Origin of the sequence: Prauserella oleivorans (assembly GCF_042685745.1) — a bacterium.
GTDB lineage: Bacteria > Actinomycetota > Actinomycetes > Mycobacteriales > Pseudonocardiaceae > Prauserella_A > Prauserella_A oleivorans.
Window position 1 is genome coordinate 1373477 of sequence record NZ_JBHUNT010000001.1, and the last position, 22547, is coordinate 1396023.

General features: G+C 68.3%; 19 protein-coding genes and 1 tRNA gene. 15 read left to right on the forward strand and 5 right to left on the reverse strand.

The window, feature by feature from the left end:
* The first annotated feature begins 171 nt into the window (after positions 1 to 171).
* Positions 172 to 672: a hypothetical protein gene (locus ACFSZT_RS06835; protein ID WP_377389299.1), complete on the forward strand. Its 501-nt coding sequence runs from the start codon at positions 172 to 174 to the stop codon at positions 670 to 672.
* 52 nt (positions 673 to 724) lie between these two features.
* Here the strand turns inward: ACFSZT_RS06835 and ACFSZT_RS06840 are convergent, their stop codons facing one another.
* Entirely contained in the window at positions 725 to 1351 is a 627-nt protein-coding gene (locus ACFSZT_RS06840; protein ID WP_377389297.1) for a MerR family transcriptional regulator, read from the reverse strand.
* 307 nt (positions 1352 to 1658) lie between these two features.
* Between ACFSZT_RS06840 and topA the strand changes: the two genes are divergently transcribed.
* The 4 genes from topA (at position 1659) to ACFSZT_RS06860 (ending at position 8398) form a co-directional block, all read left to right on the forward strand.
* On the forward strand, positions 1659 to 4409 hold the full coding sequence (gene topA / locus ACFSZT_RS06845; protein WP_377389294.1) for a type I DNA topoisomerase: 2751 nt from the start codon (positions 1659 to 1661) through the stop codon (positions 4407 to 4409).
* A gap of 118 nt (positions 4410 to 4527) precedes the next feature.
* Positions 4528 to 5001, forward strand: a complete 474-nt coding sequence (locus tag ACFSZT_RS06850) for a hypothetical protein (RefSeq protein ID WP_377389292.1) — start codon at positions 4528 to 4530, stop codon at positions 4999 to 5001.
* A gap of 122 nt (positions 5002 to 5123) precedes the next feature.
* Positions 5124 to 7205 (forward strand): bifunctional MFS transporter/dTMP kinase, encoded by a 2082-nt coding sequence (locus ACFSZT_RS06855; RefSeq protein ID WP_377389685.1) that lies wholly within the window; start codon positions 5124 to 5126, stop codon positions 7203 to 7205.
* Entirely contained in the window at positions 7205 to 8398 is a 1194-nt protein-coding gene (locus ACFSZT_RS06860) for a DNA polymerase III subunit delta' (protein ID WP_377389289.1), read from the forward strand. Before ACFSZT_RS06855 ends, ACFSZT_RS06860 begins: the two co-directional genes overlap by 1 nt.
* Positions 8399 to 8468: 70 nt before the next feature.
* Here ACFSZT_RS06860 and ACFSZT_RS06865 read toward each other — a convergent pair whose 3' ends face one another.
* Positions 8469 to 10130, reverse strand: a complete 1662-nt coding sequence (locus ACFSZT_RS06865) for a hypothetical protein (protein WP_377389287.1) — start codon at positions 10128 to 10130, stop codon at positions 8469 to 8471.
* Positions 10131 to 10260: 130 nt separating this feature from the next.
* On the opposite strand from ACFSZT_RS06865, the gene ACFSZT_RS06870 reads away from it, so the two are divergent.
* The 4 genes from ACFSZT_RS06870 (at position 10261) to ACFSZT_RS06885 (ending at position 14258) form a co-directional block, all read left to right on the forward strand.
* Positions 10261 to 10334: transfer RNA gene (locus ACFSZT_RS06870), tRNA-Thr, on the forward strand.
* Between the two features lie 83 nt (positions 10335 to 10417).
* Entirely contained in the window at positions 10418 to 11986 is a 1569-nt protein-coding gene (locus tag ACFSZT_RS06875) for a tyrosine-type recombinase/integrase (RefSeq protein ID WP_377389284.1), read from the forward strand.
* A gap of 296 nt (positions 11987 to 12282) precedes the next feature.
* Positions 12283 to 12600 (forward strand): type VII secretion target, encoded by a 318-nt coding sequence (locus ACFSZT_RS06880; RefSeq protein ID WP_377389281.1) that lies wholly within the window; start codon positions 12283 to 12285, stop codon positions 12598 to 12600.
* Positions 12601 to 12653: 53 nt separating this feature from the next.
* Positions 12654 to 14258 carry an alpha/beta hydrolase gene (locus tag ACFSZT_RS06885; protein ID WP_377389279.1) on the forward strand — a complete coding sequence of 535 codons (1605 nt, stop codon included), beginning with the start codon at positions 12654 to 12656 and terminating at the stop codon, positions 14256 to 14258.
* Positions 14259 to 14778: 520 nt separating this feature from the next.
* Here ACFSZT_RS06885 and ACFSZT_RS06890 read toward each other — a convergent pair.
* Positions 14779 to 15587 (reverse strand): IS5 family transposase gene (locus tag ACFSZT_RS06890; protein ID WP_377478151.1). Its coding sequence is split into 2 segments (ribosomal slippage): positions 14779 to 15245 and positions 15245 to 15587, totalling 810 coding nucleotides; the frame shifts between segments, so codons are not numbered across the junction.
* 479 nt (positions 15588 to 16066) lie between these two features.
* Here ACFSZT_RS06890 and ACFSZT_RS06895 point away from each other — a divergent pair.
* Positions 16067 to 16618 carry an NUDIX hydrolase gene (locus tag ACFSZT_RS06895; protein WP_377392538.1) on the forward strand — a complete coding sequence of 184 codons (552 nt, stop codon included), beginning with the start codon at positions 16067 to 16069 and terminating at the stop codon, positions 16616 to 16618.
* Here the strand turns inward: ACFSZT_RS06895 and ACFSZT_RS06900 are convergent.
* On the reverse strand, positions 16604 to 17737 hold the full coding sequence (locus ACFSZT_RS06900) for a tetratricopeptide repeat protein (RefSeq protein WP_377392536.1): 1134 nt from the start codon (positions 17735 to 17737) through the stop codon (positions 16604 to 16606). The genes ACFSZT_RS06895 and ACFSZT_RS06900 overlap by 15 nt on opposite strands.
* A gap of 161 nt (positions 17738 to 17898) precedes the next feature.
* Entirely contained in the window at positions 17899 to 18261 is a 363-nt protein-coding gene (locus ACFSZT_RS06905) for an XRE family transcriptional regulator (protein ID WP_377392534.1), read from the reverse strand.
* A gap of 167 nt (positions 18262 to 18428) precedes the next feature.
* Here ACFSZT_RS06905 and ACFSZT_RS06910 point away from each other — a divergent pair, with 167 nt between their 5' ends.
* Genes ACFSZT_RS06910 through ACFSZT_RS06930 form a run of 5 tightly spaced genes read left to right on the forward strand, consistent with a single transcriptional unit; the run spans position 18429 to position 22483 of the window.
* Positions 18429 to 18689 carry a helix-turn-helix domain-containing protein gene (locus tag ACFSZT_RS06910; protein ID WP_377392532.1) on the forward strand — a complete coding sequence of 87 codons (261 nt, stop codon included), beginning with the start codon at positions 18429 to 18431 and terminating at the stop codon, positions 18687 to 18689.
* Positions 18686 to 19066 carry a WhiB family transcriptional regulator gene (locus ACFSZT_RS06915; protein ID WP_377392530.1) on the forward strand — a complete coding sequence of 127 codons (381 nt, stop codon included), beginning with the start codon at positions 18686 to 18688 and terminating at the stop codon, positions 19064 to 19066. The genes ACFSZT_RS06910 and ACFSZT_RS06915 overlap by 4 nt, the downstream gene beginning before the upstream one ends.
* On the forward strand, positions 19063 to 19392 hold the full coding sequence (locus tag ACFSZT_RS06920) for a hypothetical protein (RefSeq protein ID WP_377392528.1): 330 nt from the start codon (positions 19063 to 19065) through the stop codon (positions 19390 to 19392). Before ACFSZT_RS06915 ends, ACFSZT_RS06920 begins: the two co-directional genes overlap by 4 nt.
* On the forward strand, positions 19389 to 20279 hold the full coding sequence (locus ACFSZT_RS06925; RefSeq protein ID WP_377392526.1) for a hypothetical protein: 891 nt from the start codon (positions 19389 to 19391) through the stop codon (positions 20277 to 20279). The genes ACFSZT_RS06920 and ACFSZT_RS06925 overlap by 4 nt, the downstream gene beginning before the upstream one ends.
* A complete protein-coding gene (locus tag ACFSZT_RS06930; RefSeq protein ID WP_377392524.1) occupies positions 20276 to 22483 on the forward strand; it encodes a cell division protein FtsK in 2208 nt (735 codons plus the stop codon). The genes ACFSZT_RS06925 and ACFSZT_RS06930 overlap by 4 nt, the downstream gene beginning before the upstream one ends.
* Positions 22484 to 22547 lie beyond the last annotated feature (64 nt).

Genomic DNA, 22547 nt, shown 5'->3' on the forward strand with positions numbered 1-22547 from the left:
GGATGTGCTCGGATCAGCACGCTGTGTCAGGAGGTGTGGGCGTTGCGGCCGCGAATGCCCGTTCTCGCCGCTCTGGTGACGGCCTTGGGCCTCGGTGTGGTGGGTTGCGGGCAGCCGTCGAGAACGGCGTCGCCCGACGGGGAGTCGGCGGCGCGATCGTCCGGTGCCGCGATGTCGGCCGAGGAGATCCAGCGGCAGGACGCCGTGACGGCGTGGGCCGACGGGTACTGCGGCGCGGTCTCGGAGCTGGTCCGCTCGGTGTCGACGATGCCCGAGATCGACCCGAGCACGCCGGCGCAGGCGTCGCGGACGTCGAGCGAGCTGCTGGGCGTGATGATCGGCGGCCTCGACCGGACCCTGCAGCGACTCGGCAGCCTCGGCCGGGCACCGGTCACCGCTGCCGAGCGGATGAAGGCCGACGCCGTCGCCACGTACACCGGTATCCGGGACCGGGCCGTCGGCGCCAAGAACCAGCTCGACGCGGCCACCACCACCGAGGCCAGCACGGCCGCCATCGGTGCGGTGCGCGGGCCCCTCGAGGAGATCGGTCGGCTCGACTTGCTGGCGGGCTTCGACACCGTTCCCGAACTGCGGCAGGCGAGCGCGCGGGCGGGCAGGTGCCTGCAGCTCACCGAGCAGGGCGGCGCGGCGCGGTTCGACCCGGGGCCGTGACCGCCGCACGCTGGGGATCCGCGGCTCCCCAGCCCATTGGCCGCGTCGGTAGCTAGCTCAGCCGGTCCTGTGCGTAGGCGGCCATCGCGGCACTCACGTAGGCCGCGAGGCCCGGCGCGATCCGGTCGAAGTTCTCGGTGAAGCGGCTGTCGTCGACGTACAGCCTGCCGAGTCCGGTGTAGGCCTCCCGGTTCGGTGTCCAGAAGTGGCACACCCACCGGTAGTGCGCGTCGACGGCCTCGACCGCGCGTGGGTCGTCCGGGGCGATGCCCTGGCGCATCAGCTCGGCGAGCCGGTCGGTCGCCTCCGCGCCCTGGCGCTGGACGGCCTGCCACTTCTCGTCGGACCAGCCCTTGACCTTCGTATAGGTCTCGGACGAGCCCGGCCAGCGCTGCTCGGCCTCCTCCGCGAGGTGGCGTGCCTCCTCGGAGTGCCTGCCGATGCCGGTGTACAGCTCTTCGGCGTTCACGGGTTTCCCTCCCTCCAGTTTCTCGAGACCGAGACCCAGCTCCCGCAGCACGAGGATCTGCTGCAACCGCAGCAGTTGTTCCTCCTCGTAGTAGCGGTAGCCGTTGCCGCCGAGGTAGGCAGGCGGCAACAAGCCGATCTCGTCGTAGTGCCGCAGGGTGCGCGAGGTCACCTTCGCGAGCCGGGCGACGTGGGCGATCGAGTAGGCCATGCCGGAAACGCTAGAGGTTGCCGCCGCGTCAACCTCAAGTTCGATTCGCGGGCGCGTTCGCGGGGAATGTTCCCGGCATGGCCCGAGCCGGCACATCACACGGCGTGGCGGCCTGGTGACCATGGAACTCGCAAGGGTGAGTCGCATATCACGTCGACGGTATGGGATGGAAACATCACCGCAGGAAGTGGCGATGCGCTTGACACACGCTCGGCCGCGTGTTGCGCCACCTGAGCAGACGCCGTGGCCTTCGAGCGTGCACACTGGCGGGTCGAACAGGTGAGTTAGTGAGCGGAAGCGGGACGGCGTGGCTGGAACGACACGGAAGAAGGACGGCGCTACGAACGGCAGCGGCCGCCGGCGGCTGGTGATCGTCGAGTCGCCCACCAAGGCGCGCAAGATCGCGCCGTACCTCGGTGGCGACTACGTCGTCGAGTCTTCCCGTGGCCACGTGCGCGACCTGCCACGCGGCGCCGCGGATGTTCCTGCCAAGTACAAGGGCCAGCCGTGGGCCAGGCTCGGCGTGGACGTCGACAACGGCTTCGAACCGCTCTACATCATCACGCCGGACAAGAAGTCGACCGTCACCGAGCTCAAGAACCTGCTCAAGGACGTTGACGAGCTCTACCTCGCCACCGACCCCGACCGGGAAGGCGAGGCCATCGCCTGGCACCTGCTCGAGGCGCTGAAGCCGAAGGTGCCGGTGCGCCGCATGGTGTTCAACGAGGTCACGCCCGAAGCCATCCGCGCCGCCGCCCAGAGCACCCGCGAGCTCGACCCGGACCTGGTCGACGCCCAGGAGACCCGGCGCATCCTCGACCGGCTCTACGGCTACGAGGTCTCGCCGGTGCTGTGGAAGAAGGTCATGCCGAAGCTCTCCGCGGGCCGTGTGCAGTCGGTGGCCACGCGCATCATCGTGGAGCGCGAACGCGAGCGCATGCGGTTCGTGTCGGCGTCGTACTGGGACATCTCGGCGACGATGGACGCGGGCGCGGACGCGAACCCGCGCAGCTTCCCGGCCCGGCTCACCGCGGTGGACGGCGCACGCCTGGCCACCGGCCGTGACTTCGGTCCGGACGGACAGCTCAAGGCGTCGGCCAAGGACGTGCGCACCCTCGACGAGGCCGAGGCCAACCGGCTCGCCGAGGCATTGCGCGACCGCGAGTTCCACGTCACCAGCGTCGAGGAGAAGCCCTACACCCGGCGTCCGTACGCGCCGTTCATGACCTCGACCCTGCAGCAGGAGGCGGGCCGCAAGCTGCGGTTCTCGTCGGAGCGCACGATGCGCATCGCGCAGCGCCTCTACGAGAACGGCTACATCACCTATATGCGTACCGACTCCACGACGCTGTCGGAGACGGCGCTGACCGCCGCGCGCAACCAGGCGACCGACCTGTACGGCTCGGAGTACGTGGCGAAGAGCCCGCGCCAGTACACGCGCAAGGTGAAGAACGCGCAGGAGGCGCACGAGGCGATCCGGCCTGCCGGTGAGGTGTTCCGCACGCCCGGCCAGGTCGCCGCCGAGCTGGAGACCGACGAGTTCCGCCTCTACGAGCTCATCTGGCAGCGCACCATCGCCTCGCAGATGGCCGATGCCAAGGGCACCACGATGTCGGTGAGGATCACCGGCACGGCCGCCAGCGGCGAAGAGTGTGTGTTCTCCGCATCCGGGCGCACCATCACGTTCGCCGGCTTCCTCAAGGCCTACGTCGAGTCCGTCGACAGCGAGGCCGGCGGCGAGGCCGACGACAAGCAGAGCCGCCTGCCGCAGCTGACGCGCGACCAGGCGCTCACGGCCACCGACCTGTCGCCGGACGGGCACGCCACGTCGCCGCCGCCGCGCTACAGCGAGCCCGCGCTGGTGAGCAAGCTCGAGGAACTGGGCATCGGCAGGCCGTCGACGTACGCGTCGATCATCAAGACCATCCAGGACCGCGGCTACGTGTGGAAGAAGGGTTCCGCGCTGGTGCCGTCGTGGGTCGCGTTCTCGGTGGTCGGGTTGCTGGAGCAGCACTTCGAGCGGCTCGTGGACTACGACTTCACCGCCGCGATGGAGGACGAGCTCGACCGCATCGCCAGTGGCGACGAGCAGCGCACGCGCTGGCTGTCGAGCTTCTACTTCGGTGGCGAGATGGGCGTCGACGGCTCGATCGGCAGGCTCGGCGGGCTGAAGAAGCTCGTCGGCTCGGGAGTCGAGGACATCGACGCCCGCGAGATCAACTCGATTCCGCTGTTCAACGACAGCGAGGGGCACCCCGTGGTGGTACGGGTCGGCCGGTACGGCCCGTATCTCGAGCGCCAGGTCGACGGCGAGTCGCAGCGGGCGAACCTGCCCGAGGACCTGCCGCCGGACGAGCTGACCCTGGAGATCGCGGAAAAGCTCTTCGCCACGCCGCAGGAGGGTCGTGTGCTCGGCACGGACCCCGAGACCGGGCACGAGATCGTGGCCAAGGAGGGCCGATTCGGCCCGTATGTCACCGAGGTGCTGCCGGAGCCGGAGGAATCCGCCGACGGCAAGAAGTCGAAGGCCAAGAAGCCGAAGCCGCGCACGGCGTCGCTGTTCAAGTCGATGTCGGTGGCCGAGGTAACGCTCGAGGACGCGCTGAAGCTGTTGTCGCTGCCGCGGGTCGTCGGCAAGGATCCGGAGAGCGGCGAGGAGATCACCGCGCAGAACGGCCGCTACGGGCCGTATCTGAAGAAGGGCACCGACTCCCGCTCGCTGCAGACCGAGGAGCAGATCTTCGACATCACGCTCGAGGAGGCGCTCAAGATCTACGCCGAGCCGAAGCGCCGGGGCCGGCAGGCCGCCGCGAAGCCGCCGCTCAAGGAGCTCGGCGACGACCCGGTGTCGGGCAAGCCGATGGTCGTCAAGGACGGCCGGTTCGGCCCGTACGTCACCGACGGCGAGTACAACGCGTCACTGCGCCGGTCGGACTCGGTGGAGGAGCTGACGCCGGAGCGGGCGGCGGAGCTGCTCGCCGAGAAGCGGGCGAAGGGGCCGGCGAAGAAGAAGACCACGACGCGGAAGAAGGCCACCGCGGGCAAGTCCAAGTCGTAGGGCGGCGCCGCCGATCCGCTCACGGTCAGTGACGCCGCTGCGCCCCCGTTGGCGGATGCGGTCCGTGATCGGATCGCTACCCTTGAGGGCGACACGGTGTACCAGGCGAGGAGGACGTGTGGCAGGCGGCGACGGTACTCAGGCACCCGAGCCACCGCAGTCGTACGGTGACGCGCTGACCGGGCTGGACGCCGAGGAACGGACGGCTCCGCAGCGCCCCGACGACTACCGGGTCGCCCCGGCCAAGCCGGTCGAGCCGGACCCGGAGATGGTGCGCGGCATGGTGGACGCCGCGCTGGCGAGCGAGCGCACGCAGCCGCAGGCGCCCGCCGAGGACGTTCCGGCCGAGGAGCAGACCACCGAGGAACAGCCGCGCCGCACCCGCGCCCCGCTCCTGCCCGCGATGCTGCGCAGGCGTCAGCGACAGCGGTGGCGGGAGACCGCGCGGGCCGGTGGCAGGTTGCCGTTGCGCAAGCCGTCCAACGGGTCCGCGGGGATGATCCTCGCGCTGGTGTTGCTGGCGGTGTTCTGCATTCTCGCGATCCAGTTCGTCGTGAGTTTCGTGGAAAGCATCACCGGGATTTTCTCCTGACCCACTGAAACTGAAAACGTTGCGTGCCGCATTGGTGACGCAATGTGTTTTCGCTGGTCCTCCCACGCACGGTCGGTAATGAGCGATACCCTGACCTCACAACGGCGCCGGTGTTATTTGGGGTGGGGCACATCAGCGAGGCAGCTCAGGCGAGACCCGAAGCCGATGCCTCCGCGTCGGCACGGCGGGAGGCGTCCACCGTGCACCGTGTGCGGCGGGTCCTGGCGATCCGGCCGTTCCGGAGACTGTGGGGTGTCACCTACCTCTGCAGCGTCGCCGACTGGCTCGCGCTGCTCGGGCTGACCGGTCTGGTCACGAAGTTCACCGACAGCTACATGGCGCAGAACTTCGCGTTCGCGGGCGTCGTGCTCACGAACCTGTTGCCCGGCCTGCTGTTCGCCCCGCTCGGCGGGCTGCTGGCCGACCGTTTCGACCGGCGCAAGGTGATGATCGCCGCCGACCTCGCCAGGTTCGCGTTGCTGTTCTCGATTCCACTGGTCGGCTCGCCGATCTGGCTGTTCGTCGCGAACTTCCTGGTGGGTTCCGCGGCGATGATGTGGATCCCGTCCAAGGACGCCGCGGTGCCCAACCTGCTGCGCAGGCCCGACCAGGTGGAGACGGCGAACCAGCTGGGCATGGTGATGACCTACGGCCTCGCTGTGGTCACGGGCGCGGGCCTGTACTCGGTGCTCACCGGTGTGCAGACGACGCTGGGCCTGCCGCAGGACGCGTTCGGGACCTTCGGCGTCGCCTACGCGGTCGTGTTCATCAACAGCCTGCTCTACCTGGCCAGCGCGCTGATCGTCGCGACGCGGATCCCGGAACTGTCGCTGCGCAACGTGCACCCGGTGCCCACCAACGGTGCCGCGCCGAAGCGGACCGAGGACGAGGGCGAAAAGCCCGGGCTCTCCGCGATGATCCGGGACAGCCTCAGCTTCATCCGGCAGACCCCGCTCGTGCGCGGGCTGCTGATCGGCATGATGGGCGCGTTCGCCGCGGGTGGTGCGGTGATCGGCGCGGCCAAGCCGTACTCGTCGAGCCTCGGCGGTGGTGACGCGTCCTTCGGCCTGTTGTTCGTGGCCGTGTTCATCGGGGCGGCGGTGGGGCTCGCCGGCGTCCCCAAGCTGGCCCGGCGGCTGCCGCACGACCGGCTGTTCGGCATCGGCATCGTGCTGGCCGGACTCGCGCTGATCCTGGTGGCGTTGTCGCCGCATCTCGCGGTGTCGCTGGTGGCCGTCGCGATCGTCGGCGCGTGTGCGGGCGCGGCGTTCCTCACCGGCGTGACGATCATCGGCTCGCAGATCGACGACGCCATCCGCGGCCGGGTCAACGCGATCTACCAGTCGCTGATGAAGATCATCATCTTCGGCTCCACGGCGACGGTGCCGCTGCTGATCGGCCTCGTGCAGCCGCGCCACGTGACGGTGTGGGGCAACCCGCTGACGATCGACGGCACGCGGCCCGTGCTGCTCGGCGGCGGGCTGCTGGCCGCACTCGTCGGCATCATCGCCTACCGGCAGATGGATTCCCGCCGCACCGAGCCGATCCTCGCCGACCTGCGCAACGTCATCCGGCGCAGGCCACGCCGCGTGAACGGGCTCCTCATCGCGCTGGAGGGCACCACGGCCGCCGACACCGAGACGCAGGCGGCGCGCCTCGCCGAGTGGCTCGGCACCGGCAACCGCCGGGTCGTCCTCGCGGCCGACCCGGCACTCGACGACACGCGGCTGCAGGCGATCGTCTCCGGTGCGTCGCTGTCGAGCCCGCGCGCGCAGGCGCTCGCGGCGGCGGCCGTGCGGGCCGACATCGTCGAGCGCGACATCCAGCCCGCCCTCGATTCGGGGGCCATCGTCGTGATGGAACGGTTCGTCGACTCGCCACTGGCCCACCTGGCCGCGGTCGCCGGGCTGGACGCCGCGGAGCTGGAAGGCCTCGCCGACTGGGCAACGGGCCGGCTCCGGCCGGACATCACCGTGCTGCTCGACTCGGAGCCGGGGGCCGGCGCGGAGTCGACGAGCTCGGCCCAGCACCATTGGCGTGTGCAGCAGTTGCTCACCGAGATGGCGTCCTCCGACCCGCACCGCTACGTGGTGGTGGACGCCGAAGGCACGGAGGAGATCGTGGCCGACCGCGTGCGGACCGCCGTGCAGGCGGCCCTCGTCGGCAAGGTCAAGGGGCTCGAGCCCGCCACCGTGGAGGCGTAGTGGCCGGCGCGGTGTGGAACCAGCTGGTGGGTCAGGAACCGGCTGTCGAGACGCTGTCCGCGGCCGCGGCGTCGGCCGCCGCACTCGTGGCGGGTGAGACCGACGACATCGGCGCGATGACGCACGCGTGGCTGTTCACCGGGCCACCGGGTTCGGGCCGGTCGGTCGCCGCGCGGACGTTCGCGGCGGCGCTGGAGTGTTCTGTGGGCGTCGGCTGCGGCGAGTGCACCGGCTGCCGGACGGCACTCGCCGGTACGCACGCCGACGTCCGGCTCGTGGTGCCGGAGGGCCTGTCGATCTCGGTGGCGGAGATGCGCTCGCTCGTGCAGGCGGCGGCGCGCCGCCCGACCACGGGCGAGTGGCAGGTCGTCATCATCGAGGACGCCGACCGGCTCACCGAGGGCGCCGCCAACGCCCTGCTGAAAGCCGTCGAGGAGCCGCCCGAGCGCACGGTGTTCCTGCTGTGCGCGCCGTCGGATCACCCCGAGGACGTGTCGATCACCATCCGGTCGCGGTGCCGTCTGGTCACGCTGCGCACACCACCGGCCGAGGCGATCGCGCGCGTGCTCGTGGAACGGGACGGCGTGAGCGAGTCGATGGCGCGCTGGGCGGCATCGGTGTGCGGTGGGCATGTCGGCCGGGCGCGCAGGCTCGCGACGGACGAGGCCGCACGCGAGCGCCGGGCCGCGGTGCTGCGGATCCCGCTCGGGCTGCGCAGGCCCTCGGACGTGTTCGCGTGTGCCGACGAGCTCATCAAGACTGCGGAGGCGGACGCGGCCGAGGAGAGCAAGTCCCGCGACGAGGCCGAGCAGGACGCCTTGCGTACCGCGATGGGCTCGGGCGGCACCGGCAAGGGTGTCGCGGCGGCGAAACGGGCCGCCGACGCGGCCGTGCGGCAACTGGAGAAGCGGCAGAAGTCGCGCGCCACCCGCACCCAGCGCGACACCCTCGACCTCGCGCTGGTCGATCTCGCCGGTTTCTACCGGGACGTGCTCGTCACCGCGAGCGGAGCCGAGGCCGCGCTGAACCACCCCGACCACGCCGAGCAGAGCGCCGCCGCCGCGGCAGAGTGGACGCCCGCGTCGACACTGCGCAGGCTCGAGGCCGTGCTGGCCTGCCGCGAGGCGATCGAGTGGAACGTCAAGCCGCGGATCGCCGTGGAAGCCATGGTCACCACCCTCCGGGAGGGCTGACACCTCCGGACAACGACGGCCGTGGCGTCCGAATCGGACACCACGGCCGTGGGTTCAGCCGGGTCGATCGTCACTCACGCGGCCGCGGGGACGGCTTGAGCGTCGCCGGCTCCGGCCTGCGGCGAGTCGGAATGCCGGCCACGAGCACGACGCCGATCAGCAGCATCGCGGTGCCGGTCCAGAACATCGGCACCGCCGAGTAGGCACCACTGGTCTGGGCCAGCTTGTCCGGACCGGCGGGCGGCTGCTCCCCACCGGCAGGCGGCGCGGGTGCGGCCGGCTTCTCCGGCGCACTGCAGTCGACGCCGCCCTCGGGCGCATACGCCCGCGCGACCTGCTCCCCGAGCGACACCTGCGCCAGTGACGACGGCAGCTTCTCGGCCGCCTCCGCGGGCAGCGCGTCCTTGAGAGCCTTGGTCGGCAGGATCTGCAGATCGAACAGCCGCGCCGAGGCGCCGATCTGGTAGCCCTGGAACGGCTCCGTCTGCACGCTGCCCTTCTTGTCCAGCTCGGCGATGCCGAGCCGGAGGACACCGAGGTCGAGCACGCGCTGAGCCGCGGCACCGGTCAGCTGCTTGATGCCACCGGTCACCAGCTCGGCGGCCCCGCCGATCACCGGCGCGTCCTTCACCTGCTGGAAGCCCGGCACCTGCTGCAGGTCGGGCAGCGGCACGCCGACCGGGATGTCGGCGGTCGGGTTGGCGGCGTCGAGGCGGAAGAGTTCCTTCCCGTTGCGCTCGACGGCCAGCACCGGCGCGGTGTACTCGACGGTCGAGGTCTTCTCGTCACCGGTCGAGACCACCCGCAGCGTCGGCTGGCTGACGACCTTGACGGTCAGGCCGAGCGGCGTGCCTTTGAGGATGTTGATGTCGGCGACCTGCATGGTCGAGACCGACTCGACCGCCTTGCGCTCGCTGCCCGGGATGTCCACGAGCCGCACGGTCGACCGCGTGGAGAGCGTGTTCGGCGCACTCAGCAGGGCGCCGGTGCCGTCGGCCTTGGGCTTGGCATTGTTCTGCTGCACACCCGAGAGCAGGCCGCCGAGGCTCGGCAGCGAGCCCATGTCGCTCAGGGCGTTCCTGAGCTCCTCGCTGGCCTTGGTCAGCTGGCTCAGGTCCGGCATGGTCGGGACCACGTTGAGCAGGGACAGGCTCGCCGTCGACGTCGTGGCGTCCGCGATGGTGCCGACACACGGCCCGAGCGTCTCGCTCCACCGGGCGTGTGCGGTGCCGTTGAGGGCGCTGATGTTGAGCAGCGGGTTGTCGGGCGCGTTGATGCCGCTGGACACCGGTTCCGGGTTGTCGGGCAGCGCCGTCTGGGTGACCGAGCCCGGCGTCGACGGCGAGTGACCCGCGATCGAGATGCCGGCCGGGGACGCCGAGGCGATCGAGCGCTCGTAGGTGAGGTACGACTCCGAGTCGGCCTGCGCGCTGGACAGCCCGAAGCCGCCCTCGAGCGCCGACTGCTTCGGCTGAACCTCGCCCGCACCCGGCAAGATCGCGCTCGTCGGCACGGACTCGGGCAGCAGGCGCACCATCCCGAGCGCGGTGCCCGCTTCACCGATGGCCTTGCCCTTGGGGACCAGCGGCGCGGAGATCGGTGGCTGCCCGGGATCGGCGGGCTCGGGTGTGGGGGTCGTGGGGATCGTCTGGCCCGCGGCGGGCGTGGCGGCCATGACGAGTACCGCAGCGGTGATCGGCAGCGCCACCGCGCGGGGCAGTCGTCGACGCATGTGGGGGTCCTCCAGTGGCAACGGACCCGTCCCTCGGGGTGGCCGGATCCTCTGCAGCTCCAACGACGGAGGGCCGGGGAAGTGACGCGCGCGGGGGTCGTTATACTTCTTCGCGACGGACATCGTCCGCGCCGCCTTAGCTCAGTCGGCCAGAGCGACGCACTCGTAATGCGTAGGTCGCGGGTTCGATTCCCGCAGGCGGCTCGCAGGTCAGGGGCCCTCTCCGGAGGGCCCCTGACGCGTTCATGGTGCTGGACGTGGTGCGAAACGGGGCTACCGTGGCTGTTATGGCCGCTACGTCGAAGGCTCGGAAGCGTCGCCGAGGACGGATCGAAACCCTCCCCAGCGGATCCCTGCGTGTGGTCGTGTACGCCGGTCTCGACCCGCTCACCGGCAAGCGGAACTACCTCACCGAGGTCGTCCAGGCAGGGCCGCGCGCAGCCACCGAAGCGGAGAAGGTCCGAACAAAGTTGCTCGGCCAGGTGGATGAGCAGCGGAATCCGCGGACCAAAGCCACCGTGAACCAGTTGATGGACCGGTACCTGGAACTGCTGAGCGTCGAGCCGACGACCCGCGATGGTTACGAAACCTTTATCCGGAACCACATCCGGCCCTTGCTCGGTCGGCTGCAACTCGGTCGGATAAACGGCGAGCTTCTTGACTCGTTCTACGCACAGTTGCGAACGTGCCGGGCGCGCTGTGGTGGTCGTTCATTCGTCGAGCACCGCACGTCCCGTCCGCACGAATGCGATGAGCGTTGCCGTCGGCACGTGTGCCGTCCGTTGGCGGACGGGTCACTTCGCAAGATTCAAGCCATTCTGCGCAGCGCCGGTAAGCGGGCCGTCCGCTGGGGATGGGTCGGGACGAACCCGTTCGACAAGTCCGATCCAATTCCGGCGGCGCGGCCGGACCCGCAGCCACCGACGCCCGAGCAGGCCGCCGTCATCGCGAACGAAGCTTGGAAAGACCTGGATTGGGGCATGCTCGTCTGGCTGGCCATGGTGACGGGCATGCGGCGGGGCGAACTGTGTGCGCTGCGCTGGGACCGAGTGGATTTCACCGCAGGGGTGCTGTCGATCCGTACCAGCATTGCCCAGAGCGGTAGGCGCACCTGGGAGAAGGACACCAAGAGCCACCAGCAGCGCCGGATCACGCTCGACCCGCAGACTGTCGCGTTGCTCCGCGCCTACCGCCAGCGGTGCGCTGAACGTGCCGGAATGGGCGCTGAGATGCCCGCAGAGGCTCACATCTTCTCTCCTGCGCCTGATGGGTCCACCTGGATCAAGCCGGGCACTGTGAGCCAGCGCTACGCCCGAATGTGTTCGCGGCTCGGCTGGGACATGAACATTCACCAGCTCCGTCACTACTCGGCGACCGAGCTGATCGCCGCCGGGGTCGACGTGCGTACCGTCGCCGGGCGGCTGGGACACGGCGGGGGCGGCACGACGACGCTGCGCGTCTACAGTGCCTGGGTCTCGGAGGCGGACCAACGCGCGGCCGGGTCGCTGGCGGGACGGCTGCCGGATCTGCCGGTACGGCTCGCCGAGTCCGACGAACTGCCGACCAGCCACCCGGCGGAAGACGACGACAGCAGCCCGTACCGGCGCATCGCGGCCGACATGCGCGGCGCGATCGTGTGCGGCGCGCTCAAGCCAGGGGACAAGTTGCCGACCATGGCGGAACTGGCGGCTCGATACGGCGTCTCGTTCGGCACGGCGCAGCGTGCTGTGGCGGTGCTGAGGACGGCCGGTCTGGTGAGGGGAAGCCGAGGCCATCGCGCCATCGTCGCGGACCCGAACGCGGATGCCGAAGTCGGCAAGGTCGTCAACTTGAATTCAGCGCCAAACAATCGCTGATTTTCCACCAATATCGGCGCCATTGGGAGCCGATTTCATCTCTTAGGACGCCGATTTCATCGCCCTGTTCAGTTTTGGTGAGATGCCGTACGCGCCGTGTTAGCCTCGCGCCGGGTAACGACAGCCGAACGCGCGCGGGGGATGCATTGTCGGAAGACGGCTTCGCGTAGTCATTTCTACTTCGCGTAGTCATTTCTACGCAGAGGATTGGGGTAACTCGACCGATCCGGCCAACGCCTGCTCGCGACAACATCGACTTTGTCGCTGTTCGGCTACTCAAACTGAGGGGATATTCGGTGGGCTTCGAAGCGGTAATCGAGGCGATTGCGGAGACCGGCAGGGCCGCCAGTCGCGTCGCCGATGTCGTGGGGAGCGTGGACCCGGCCGGCGCGGTTCCGGACGGAGATGCGGGCATGCCTGGCTCGAAGAGCGCGGCCAAGCTCGCAGCCGTCAAGCAGGCATGGCAGGGCAAGGGGAAGGCGACTGCGACTGCTCTGGACGAGCACGCCCAGAGCATCGCCACGGCCGCCGAGCGGTACCGGACCAGCGACGAAGCCGCACAGCACGATCTCTCCGTTGCCGCGCAGCCGACCGGCGGAAGGCGGCCGGTCTGATGGTGATGTGGGGAGACGTCAAGCGATGGAGCGGGGAACCGCTCAGCGGAGCCGTGGGATCGCTCAACGCCGAGTACAACGAACTCATCGCGGCCGGTGAGGATCTGCGCAAGGTCAACACGCCGTACGGCTGGTCGGGTCCGGCAGCGGCCGCCGCGTCCACGAAGGGCAACCAGCTCATCGACGGCCTCGAAGAGTGGGCCGCCGAGATCGCCGCCGCGCGACGTGCTGCCGGAGACGTCGCCGACGCGATTACCGGGTTGCTCAACGGCGTGCACGAAGCCGAGGAACTCGCGCGTGTGCATCACTTCGTCATCGGAGATGACGGTGCGATCATCGATCAGGGTCCGCCACCGGATGTGCCGCCCGAGCAACAAGAAGCGGTTGCAAACGAACGCCGCGCCATCTCTGCGGAGTTGGCCGAACGTGTCGGCCAGGTGCTGCGCACCGCCGAGGATATTGACAACGACTTCTGTGTCGTTCTTGACCGCATTCTGTCGGGTCACACCATCGATGCCGGGGCCAACGACAACCAAAGCACCTCATTGGCAGCCGCAGGAAACGCCGGTGCCGCGATGGGCTCGCTGAGCATTCCCGCGCCACCGCCGCCCGACGCCACCGCGGCACAAAACGCCGCGTGGTGGGCAACTCTCAGCGGCGCACAGCGCACCACGCTTGCCAATGACCGGCCCGAACTCGTGGGGCCGCGCGATGGCGTGTCGTCTGTTCACCGCGATATCGCAAACCGTCACCTTCTTGATAAAGAGCAGTCGACGTGGGCGACCAAGCGTGCGAACATATTGCAAGGAATTGAGGCCGCCGAAAAAGGAATAATTGATCCGACCGACGCGTCACGTTTGCGGGAGGAGTTGGCTCTGGTAGATAGCAAGATAGCTGCCCTCGACAGTTTGGAAAATCGGCTCAATCAGGCACCTGATACCCCAGAGGATCAGAAGTACTACCTTCTCGACATTTCTGCGTCGGACGACGGTCGTGTGATCGTTGCGCACGGCAACCCGGACACGGCGGACAACGTCGCAACATTCGTGCCTGGCACCGGCTCGAATCTGAACAATTTCGAGTCGAATCTAGACCGCGCGGACGACATGCACCGGGCGGCCGTCCGAGCGGATGATGGAGTTTCCCACTCCGTTATTGCATGGATGGACTACGATGCGCCAAACACCATTCCGGAGGCGGGTTTAGCCTCATACGCGGAGGACGCTCGCGAGCCTATCGATCGGTTCCAAGATGGCTTACGGGAGAGTCATGAGGGCGAGCCCTCACACAATACGATCATCGGGCACAGCTACGGTTCCACGGCTGTGGGATTCGCTGCGCGAGATGAGCACCTCGCCGTGGACGACTTCATTGCAGTGGGCAGCCCTGGTGTCGGAGTCGACGAGGTGTCACAGCTGCACATGTCTCCGGATCGTGTGTGGGCAATTTCTGCGGAAAACGATCCTGTATCCGGCGTTGTTGCCGACACGGGAAGATACGGAACCTCTCCCTCAGACCCTGCGTTCGGCGCTAACAAGATTCACTCCTCGCCTGGGTCGTCGTGGCCCCTAGGTGCCGCGCACAGTCAGTACTGGGACCGGCAGAATCCTGCCCTGTGGGACATGGGTAAGGTGATTGCGGGACAGCGTCCAGGTTAGGAGACCGAAAATGAGCCGAATTGCCGCCCTGTGTGCAGCCGTATTCGTCGGTCTCGTGCTGAGTAGCTGCGGACAGTCTAATGAGTCCCCGGGAGCACCCTTGCAACCTACAATGAGCATTCAGGAAGCCAAGCAGAAGGTTGACGACTACTTGGAGCAAGGACGCCGAGCGCTCTCGCCGGACGCGAAGTTGATTAACGACTCCGGAAACGAACAAAGGGCATGTGACGACCCGACGGATGGTGGTCCGAAGGGTCGCGTATTCGCCCAGCGAGATGCGAAAGTTGAAGGCGCAGGCGGCAGAGACCCGCAGAGCAACTTTGCGCTGCTCCGGTCCTGGTGGCAGGCGAATGGTTTCCGGATAACCTCGGAAAAGTCAGACGCAATATTTGCGGAGAACCCGGCAGACGGATTTCGCATGAGCCTCACATCGAATGTTCGCGGAAGCCTGTACCTCGGCGCCAGTTCGCCGTGTGTGTGGCCGAACGGTACGCCCGATCCCAAGGGCTAAGAGCATGTCTCATTTCGCGAGTTTCTTGAAGCAGGTGAGGGCTGCGGCGAGAGTGAGGAAGGCGCAGAAGTGGTTGGCGTAGCGCTCGTAGCGTATGGTCAATCGTCGGTATCCGAACAGCCACGCGATACATCGTTCGATGACCCAGCGGTGCTTGCCGAGTTTCTGGCTGGATTCGATGCCTTTGCGGGCGATGCGCACGGTGATTCCTTGCTTGCGTACCCAGTCTCGGAGTTCGGCCTGGTCGTAGGCTTTGTCGGCGTGGAGCTTGTCCGGCTTGCGCCGGCGGGGCCCCCGCCGGGAGTTCACGGCGGGGATGGCCAGAATCAGCGGTTTGAGGGCGTGCGCGTCGTTGGTGTTCGCGGCCGAGATCGCGACCGCCAGCGGCAGTCCCGCCCGGTCGGACAGTGCATGGATCTTCGAGCCGGGTTTCCCGCGGTCCACAGGACTGGGACCGGTCAGAGATCCCCCCTTTTGGCCCTGACGGAGGCTCCGTCCAGGACCGCGCGGGACCAGTCGATCATTCCCTGGCTGCCGAGTTCATCGAGTACCGCGCGATGCAACCTGCGCCATAATCCGGCTTTCGTCCACTCGGTGAAGCGACGATGCGCGGTCGGGACCTTCACTCCGAAGCTGGGTGGCAGGTGTCGCCAAGCGCACCCGCTTGTCAGCACGAACACGATCGCGGTGAACACAGCACGATCATCCACGCGCGACCGTCCGCCTCCCTGCGGACGAACCTGATGCGCAGGGACCAGCGGTTCGACCAGTGCCCACAGCTCATCAGGCACCAACCGCCGCGACAACTCATCAACCACGAACCAAGATCATGCCCGCAACCCAACCAAGATCCAAACGAGACACGCTCTAAGTTGTGGCCGATCCGGGAGAGGGTTGCGGCACGTTCGTCAAGTGGTGCGGAATTGTTGTTTCGTCCATCTTGCTATGCGGCGTGAGCTTTTTCAGCGTTGTGCTTTACATGGCCGGTGGAGCGATGCTGAGAGCCGCTCAATGTAATGGAAGCAGCCGCGAACCTTGGTTCTGCTCCGACGCTGGCGGAATATTTGCTGTTGTGTTGGTTGCGGTCGGCGTAATCGAGATTCTCGTAACTCTTGTTGGCGGTGGCATTGCTATACACCGGGGTCGATCATTGGCGCCGTGGGTCGGGTATCCGTGGGTGCTAGCAATCGTGATGTTGATCGGATCGTTCACAGCGGTGTCATAGGACACTTGGATGTGATCAATCCGACGAACGGCCGAGTGACGATGAAGGCCGCACGTGGGTATTCTCCGGCACGTGGCGGACGAGCAGGGTGCGTGGCAGACGTTTGGTGAGCGACTGGTCTATGACAACAAGTGGGTCAAAGTCGGACTGACAGACGTACAGGCACCCAACGGGCAACGCTGGGAGTACCACGTTGTCCACCTTGCCCGCATAGCGATCGCGCTCGTGTTGAACGACCGGGACGAAGCGCTGATGCTCTGGCGGTATCGGTTTGCCACGGATCAATGGGGTTACGAGCTGCTCGGCGGCATGGTCGACGAAGGCGAAGAGTCGGCCGTCACGGCGGCGCGTGAGGCGGCTGAGGAGAGCGGCTGGGAGCCGATCGGCAAGGGCGAGCATCTCGTGAGCTTCGAGCCGTTGCCAGGGCAGGTCACCGCGCCCGTGGATGTGTACGTGTTCCCGAACGGTGCGAAGCACATCGGCGACCCCACCGACACGGAAGAGGTCGGCCGGGTGGAGTGGGTGCCGTTGTCGCGGGTGAACGAGCTGGCGCAGCGGCAGGAACTTCTTGGGTCGGGCACCCTGGTGGCGTTGCTGTACTACCTCAACTCACGCACGGCCTGATGAGCTGGTCGGCAGGATCAGCCCGCTGAGTCGGCGTAAGTGCCGGTCGGATCGAACTTGGAGCCCGAGTTGCCGGGCCTGCCGGGAGTACTGGCGTGCCATGTCGCGGTCACCGGCCGCCGCGTAGGCGTACGCGAGGTCGACCATCATGCCGACCCTGGCTCGGACGAACGAGGACGGCAGGCGTGGCAGAGCGCCTGTGAGGTGTTCCACGGCGTCGGGGTCGCCGAGCCGGGCGAGTGCGCTGCCGCGCCACCGGTCCAAGTGGCTACCGCCGAGAAACAGGAACGGCAAGGCCGGGTCGTTGGGATCATCCGGTAGGCGTGAGTAGGCCAGGTCGAACGCGCGTAGCGCGTCGTCTCGGCGACCCGTGACGGCGAACCCTTCACCGGCCGCGGCGGCGAGCCACGATTGCAGCAGCGGCGAGACGACGTGCTCCCCGAGCGAGCGGGCATGTTCGAGTTGCTCGGCGGCTTGCTGACTCTCACCGATGTCGATAAGCACGTACGCCTGTTCCGCCATCGCGTGCGCCAGCGCGGTCGTGGAGCCGAATTCCCGCGCGGCGATCTTGGCGCGTTCGTAGTGGTGCCACGCCTGTCCGACGGCGTTGCGATCCAGTGCCACCCAGCCGGCAAGCGTTGACGCTTCGGTGAGGACTTCGGCGAGCGCTTCGCGTTGCCCGCGGGCCGTGCTGTGGCTCAGCAGGTCTTCGAGTTGCTTGATGATGCTGCGGAGTTGGTCGAGCAGCGTGATGCCGCCGAACTGGCGGTCGACGTGCCGGGCGTTGTCGATCTGTCGCCGGAACGCGTCGACGGCGGCGGCGTCCACGCTGCGTGCGACGGCGAGCCGCGCGCGCAGTTCGGTGACCTCTTCGTCTTCGTCCTCCGGCGGGAAGCCGAGTTCCTCGTTCGTTCGGCCGTAGATATCGCGGAACAGCCGTCGATACGGCTCGCTGACCTGCTCGTGGCCGTTCTCCCAGCGCGACAGCTTCGTCTTCAAGCTCGTGGGACTCATCACGGGTACGCCCAGCGCCTCGCCGCGCTGGATCAGCAGCCGGATCACCTCGTCGGCCTTGTAGCCGAGGTGCTTCCGCACAGCTTGCAACCGTGTCGCCGCCATCGTTCCCCCGCTACGAATAACCGCGCTGACCTGCCAAGTTAATTCCGGTTAATAATTTTGCCGTTAACCGCTGCCACCTGCGGAAACGGTGTCCGATGCCGTTTCGTGGAGGCATGAACGAAAACGGCAGCAACCCGTTTACGTGGCTCGCCATAAGGCACCTACCGGACACCGCGGCGCGTGAGATCGGCCTGGATCGCGTCGAGCCGCTCGACGATGTCGTCCAGGCGATCTTCGATCGCCGAGAGCCGGGTGACCAGCTCGCCGGCCTCGTCCTCGTCGCCGGGATTCGGCGGTGTCCGGCCGCGGAGTACTGCCGCCAAGTGGTTCGGGTGCCACTCCAGGGCCAGCGACAGGGCTTCGAGTGTCCGCGCGCTGCGGCGCCGTTCGACGGTGTGGCGCTGAATCTCCCGGATGATCGCCTGCGAGACGTGCGAGCGCTGCGCAAGGTCGCGCTGCCGCAATCCAAGCTCGTTTGCCCGTTGGTTGATGGCTTTAGCGACCGCCGCCCAGTCTTCCGTCACCCATTCCTCCGTGGTCCGCCTCAGCGCCGAGATTAGCGCTGAACTGACATTCCGCACGGGCGGAACACGCATTCAGACTTCTACGCGCCTAATGAGCGCTGAAATCAGCTATTTCTAAGCCGAAATCAGTCTTTGAATGGGATGGGAAATCCTTCATGAGTACCGCTATGCCTAACGCCGGTGCCCCGGCGTTCTACACGGTCCGGGAGGCCGCGCGGATCCTGCGCGTCAACCCGGCCACGATCTACCGGGCGATCCGGGAAGACGCCTTCCCCGCCGTCCGGGTCCGTACCCGCTATGTCGTCCCGGCGGCGGCGCTGGATCGCCTGGTCGCCGAAGCCGCCACGTCCGGCGGCTGCATCGACCCTGCTCGGATGGTCGCCGAACGGCGTGCCGCCCGCGAGATCGTGGGAGGTGCGCCGTGGTGAACCAGCCGGACTATGAAGAGATCGCCGCGCGCCTGGACCGGTACGCCGCCATGCCGGACGACGTGCTGGCCGAACTGGTCACGCGGGACGGGCTTGCGTTCTGGGCATTCGACCGGGACGCGATCCCCGAACCGACCGGCGAGACGGAACCGGATCGGGAACTGGCCGCGTGGCTGTGCGCTGGGTGCCCGGTGCTGGACGCGTGCCTGGAATTGGAGTTGCGCTGGGCCGGAGCCGACACCGCTGGCGTGTGGGGCGGTTTGGCCGAGGATGACCGGCGCGCTGTTCACCGTGTGTGGGCGGCTCGCCGGGCCGCCGTGCGGGTGTGGAAGGTCCGCCACATCAACCGGCGTCCGCGCGGAGGTGATCGGCGATGACGGTCAACCTCACCCCGGAACAGGTCCTGGCCGGACTCGGCGTGCTGGCCGCGCTGGTCTGGGTGTGGCGTGCAGGTACCCGCCGGGCACGTAAGGCGGCCGACGCCGTGCGCGCCGGAAGCCGAGTCGTGTCGCTGGCCGGGCGGGTCCTGCTGATGGCCGGTGCGTTCGTCGGCGTGCAGTGGATCGTGATCCACCACATCGACAACCGGACGTTGCTGCTGGTGGCGCTGGTTCTGCCGGACCTCATCGCGGCACATGTGCTCACCCGCGCGTTGACCGTGACCGAGATCGGCACGACACGACGGCGAGGTGACCGGCGATGATCGCTCACCGGGCCGACGCCGCTGGCCGGGAAGGGGTGGCCGCCTCCGGGCGGCCACCCGCCGGCCGCGGTTCCCACGACGCACGACATGTGCCGCTGAGCCGCGCACAACGACTGGCACAGGACGCCGCCGAGGCGGCGGAACTTCGTCGGTACCAGACGCACCCGGACGTGGTCGCGCTGCGCGTGGAACGGGTACGCACGCAGGTCGACCGGATGTGCTGGGCGGGCATCGTGCTCGGCTTGTGCTTCACGATGACCAACGTCGCGCACTTCGCGGCGGCCGGTAGCCCGGCGTGGTCGCTGCCGTGGCTGGCCGCGTGGCTCCTGGACCCGACGGTGTCACTGGTGCTGCTGGCGATCCTGCGCGCCGAGCAAGTGACCGCGCGGTACCGGGTCCGCACCGGACCGTGGGTGCGGGCGGCGAAGTGGGCGGCACTGGCGGGCACGTACGTCATGAACACGTGGGCCTCCTACGCCGCCGGATCGGCATCGGCGATCGTGCTGCACTCCGTGCCGCCGCTGATCGTGTTCGCCGCCGCCGAGGCGGTCACCGACCTTCGGGACAAGCTCACCGAGGCCGCCACGGCAGCGTTCACGGAAGCCGCACGCCGCGAAGCCGAGCCGAAGGCCGTGAACGCGGCTGCCGTTCACCAACCAACCGCGACGCGGCCGAAGCGCCGTCGTCGCGCTACTCGGCGGAAGTTGTTCGGTGACTATCTCGCCGAGGCGCGCGCGGCGTGGTCACCCGGCGTGGTGGTGAGTCCCGCGTGGGTTCGGCAGGTCACCGGCTGCTCGCGTGGCCTCTCGCCGCGCCTGGCCGCCGCGCTCGCCGCCGAAACCGCGCAGTCCACGAACGAGGCAACGGGCGGGGAGGTGACGCCATGAACGCCGACGACAACCCCGCCATGAGCGGTGGAGCGCTGCCCGTGCAGGCAGGTTCACGGGATGTGGAGCACGTCGGACCGGTGCTGGACGCCGAGCTGGTGGATGACACGCTGCCGCAACCCACGCCGCGCCCGGCGCGGCCGACGTGGAGGCAACGGTTTGCGGCATGGTGGCTGCGATCGCCGCGCGTGCCCGCATCGTTCAAGAGCCGCGCGCAGGCACGGCAAGCGGCCAAGGATGCGGCGGTATCGGCGCTGCGTTCACCGTGGCGGTATCTGCGGGCTGTGGTTCGCGGCGTGGTCGCCGCCGCGCGTTGGTGGCGCCGCTGGGTGCGCGTTGCCGACTACCGGGAAGCAGCCGAGCAGGCGGAGAAGCTCGCCGACAAGTTCGCCGATATCCGGGAGCTGACGTTGTTCCGGTGGCGCGTCACCGCCGCCGTAACCGCTGCGTGCACCGTGGCGGGCACGCTGACGTGGTTGCTGTACGGCCCACGTCCATTGTGGATCGTTATCGGTGTGCTGTCGGTGGCGCTGGCGGTTCTCGGCCGCCGCAGGGACGGCGCACCGGGCCGTAAACCGGCGCTGGCCGGCCCGCGCACGCTCACGTGGACGATGGACCCGCAAGTCCTCGTCGACGCCTTCCGGGATGCGAAGCTGATCGGCAAGGACGAAACACTTCGACTCGTGGAACGGGCGACTCGGGTCGGCGAAGGGTGGGCGGTCACTGTGGACCTTCCGGCCACCCGCAAGGCGGCCGATGTGGTCAAGCACCGCGAGGCGCTTGCTTCAGCGCTGGCCGTTGATGAGGTACAGCTCATCGTGGAGCGGGTGCGTGGCAACGGCGGTCACGCCGGTCGAGTGTCGATGTGGGTTGCGGACAAGGATCCGTACGCCACGCCGCCGCTGCGCACGCCCCTGCTGGGCGTGAGCCGGTGGGACGCGTGGCGGCCGGTGCCGTTCGGCCGTGACGCTCGCGACCGGCGCATTGACCTGCCGCTGGTGTGGACGTCGCTGCTCGTCGGGGCGATTCCACGGCAGGGCAAGACGTTCGCCGCCCGGCTGGCTGCGGCCGGATTGCTGCTGGATCCGCACACCCGCCTGTACGTGGCGGACTTCAAGGCGGGCAAGGATTGGGATGCCGCCGCGCAGGTGGCGCACCGGTTCATGTCCGGCGACGAACCCGAACACGTGCTGGCACTGGTGGGCTGGCTGGTGGAGTTGGTCGGTGAGGTGCAGGGCCGTTACCGGCGGATGCGCGAGCTGGACGACGTGACCTGCCCAGAGTCGAAGATCACGCCGGAGATGTCGCGGGACACCGCGCTGAACATGCCCATTACGGCGATCTTCATCGACGAAGTGCAAGTTCCGTTGGAAGACCGCACACCCGTGACGGTGCAAGGAAAGAAGCTCCCGGCAGGCGAGTATGTCGGCGAGCTGCTCACCTGGCTGGCCAAGAAGGGACCGGCCGCGGGCATCGTGCTGGTGCTGGCAACGCAGCGCCCGGATTCCAAGACCATCCCGTCCGGGCTCCGCGCGGTGCTCGGCTCCCGGTTCGCGTTGCGGGTGATGGACTGGCGAGACAGCAACATCGTCCTGGGCGAGCAGATGAACACGCGAGGCTACGACTCAAGCCGGTTGCTGCCCTCGCACAAGGGCGTGGGCGTCCTGCGGCCGGACGGCGACACCCAAGCCGGGGCCGACGTACTGGCGATGACCGTGCGGACGTACTACATGCCCAACGACGACTGGCAGCGAATCTGCCAGCAAGGTCGAGCGCTGCGGGAAGCGGCCGGGACCCTCACGGGACATGCGGCCGGGCAGGACACGCCGCCTGCGCTGGACCACGCGGCCGCTGCGCGCGCCATCGGCAGCGGCACGGTGCCGAGTGCACCGGACGCGCGACCGGAGCCGGTCGAGCTGCCGGAGCCACTGGCATCAGTCGCCGAATACCTCGGCGACGACCTTGGACCCGGCGGGCGTGACTTCGTGCCGACGGCCGAGCTGGTCGACGCTCTCGACGTGGAGCCGACCGCGTTCGGACGGCAGATGGGTGAGCTGGGTTGCCGGTCGACCCGCCGCCGTGTCACGGGCGACGACGGCAGCACGCGTCAGGTACGCGGCTACGACGTGGCCGATATCCGGGTCGTCGTCGACGCGCACGAACCCGGTGAGCCGCCAGCCGAGGCGGTCGACGGCGATGGCTGAACCCGTCACACCCGTCCCCGCGATCCGTCACGCCGTCACAGGCGGCGTGACGGATCGACGATGC

Bases quoted from the DNA above. Each gene is read 5' to 3' on its own strand.
- ACFSZT_RS06930 (WP_377392524.1), top strand. From the start codon at position 20,276: ATGAACGCCGACGACAACCCCGCCATGAGCGGTGGAGCGCTGCCCGTG.
- ACFSZT_RS06900 (WP_377392536.1), bottom strand. From the start codon at position 17,737: ATGGCGGCGACACGGTTGCAAGCTGTGCGGAAGCACCTCGGCTACAAG.
- ACFSZT_RS06835 (WP_377389299.1), top strand. From the start codon at position 172: ATGTCGGCCGAGGAGATCCAGCGGCAGGACGCCGTGACGGCGTGGGCC.
- ACFSZT_RS06865 (WP_377389287.1), bottom strand. From the start codon at position 10,130: ATGCGTCGACGACTGCCCCGCGCGGTGGCGCTGCCGATCACCGCTGCG.
- ACFSZT_RS06920 (WP_377392528.1), top strand. From the start codon at position 19,063: ATGACGGTCAACCTCACCCCGGAACAGGTCCTGGCCGGACTCGGCGTG.
- ACFSZT_RS06910 (WP_377392532.1), top strand. From the start codon at position 18,429: ATGCCTAACGCCGGTGCCCCGGCGTTCTACACGGTCCGGGAGGCCGCG.
- ACFSZT_RS06875 (WP_377389284.1), top strand. From the start codon at position 10,418: ATGGCCGCTACGTCGAAGGCTCGGAAGCGTCGCCGAGGACGGATCGAA.
- ACFSZT_RS06925 (WP_377392526.1), top strand. From the start codon at position 19,389: ATGATCGCTCACCGGGCCGACGCCGCTGGCCGGGAAGGGGTGGCCGCC.
- ACFSZT_RS06840 (WP_377389297.1), bottom strand. From the start codon at position 1,351: ATGGCCTACTCGATCGCCCACGTCGCCCGGCTCGCGAAGGTGACCTCG.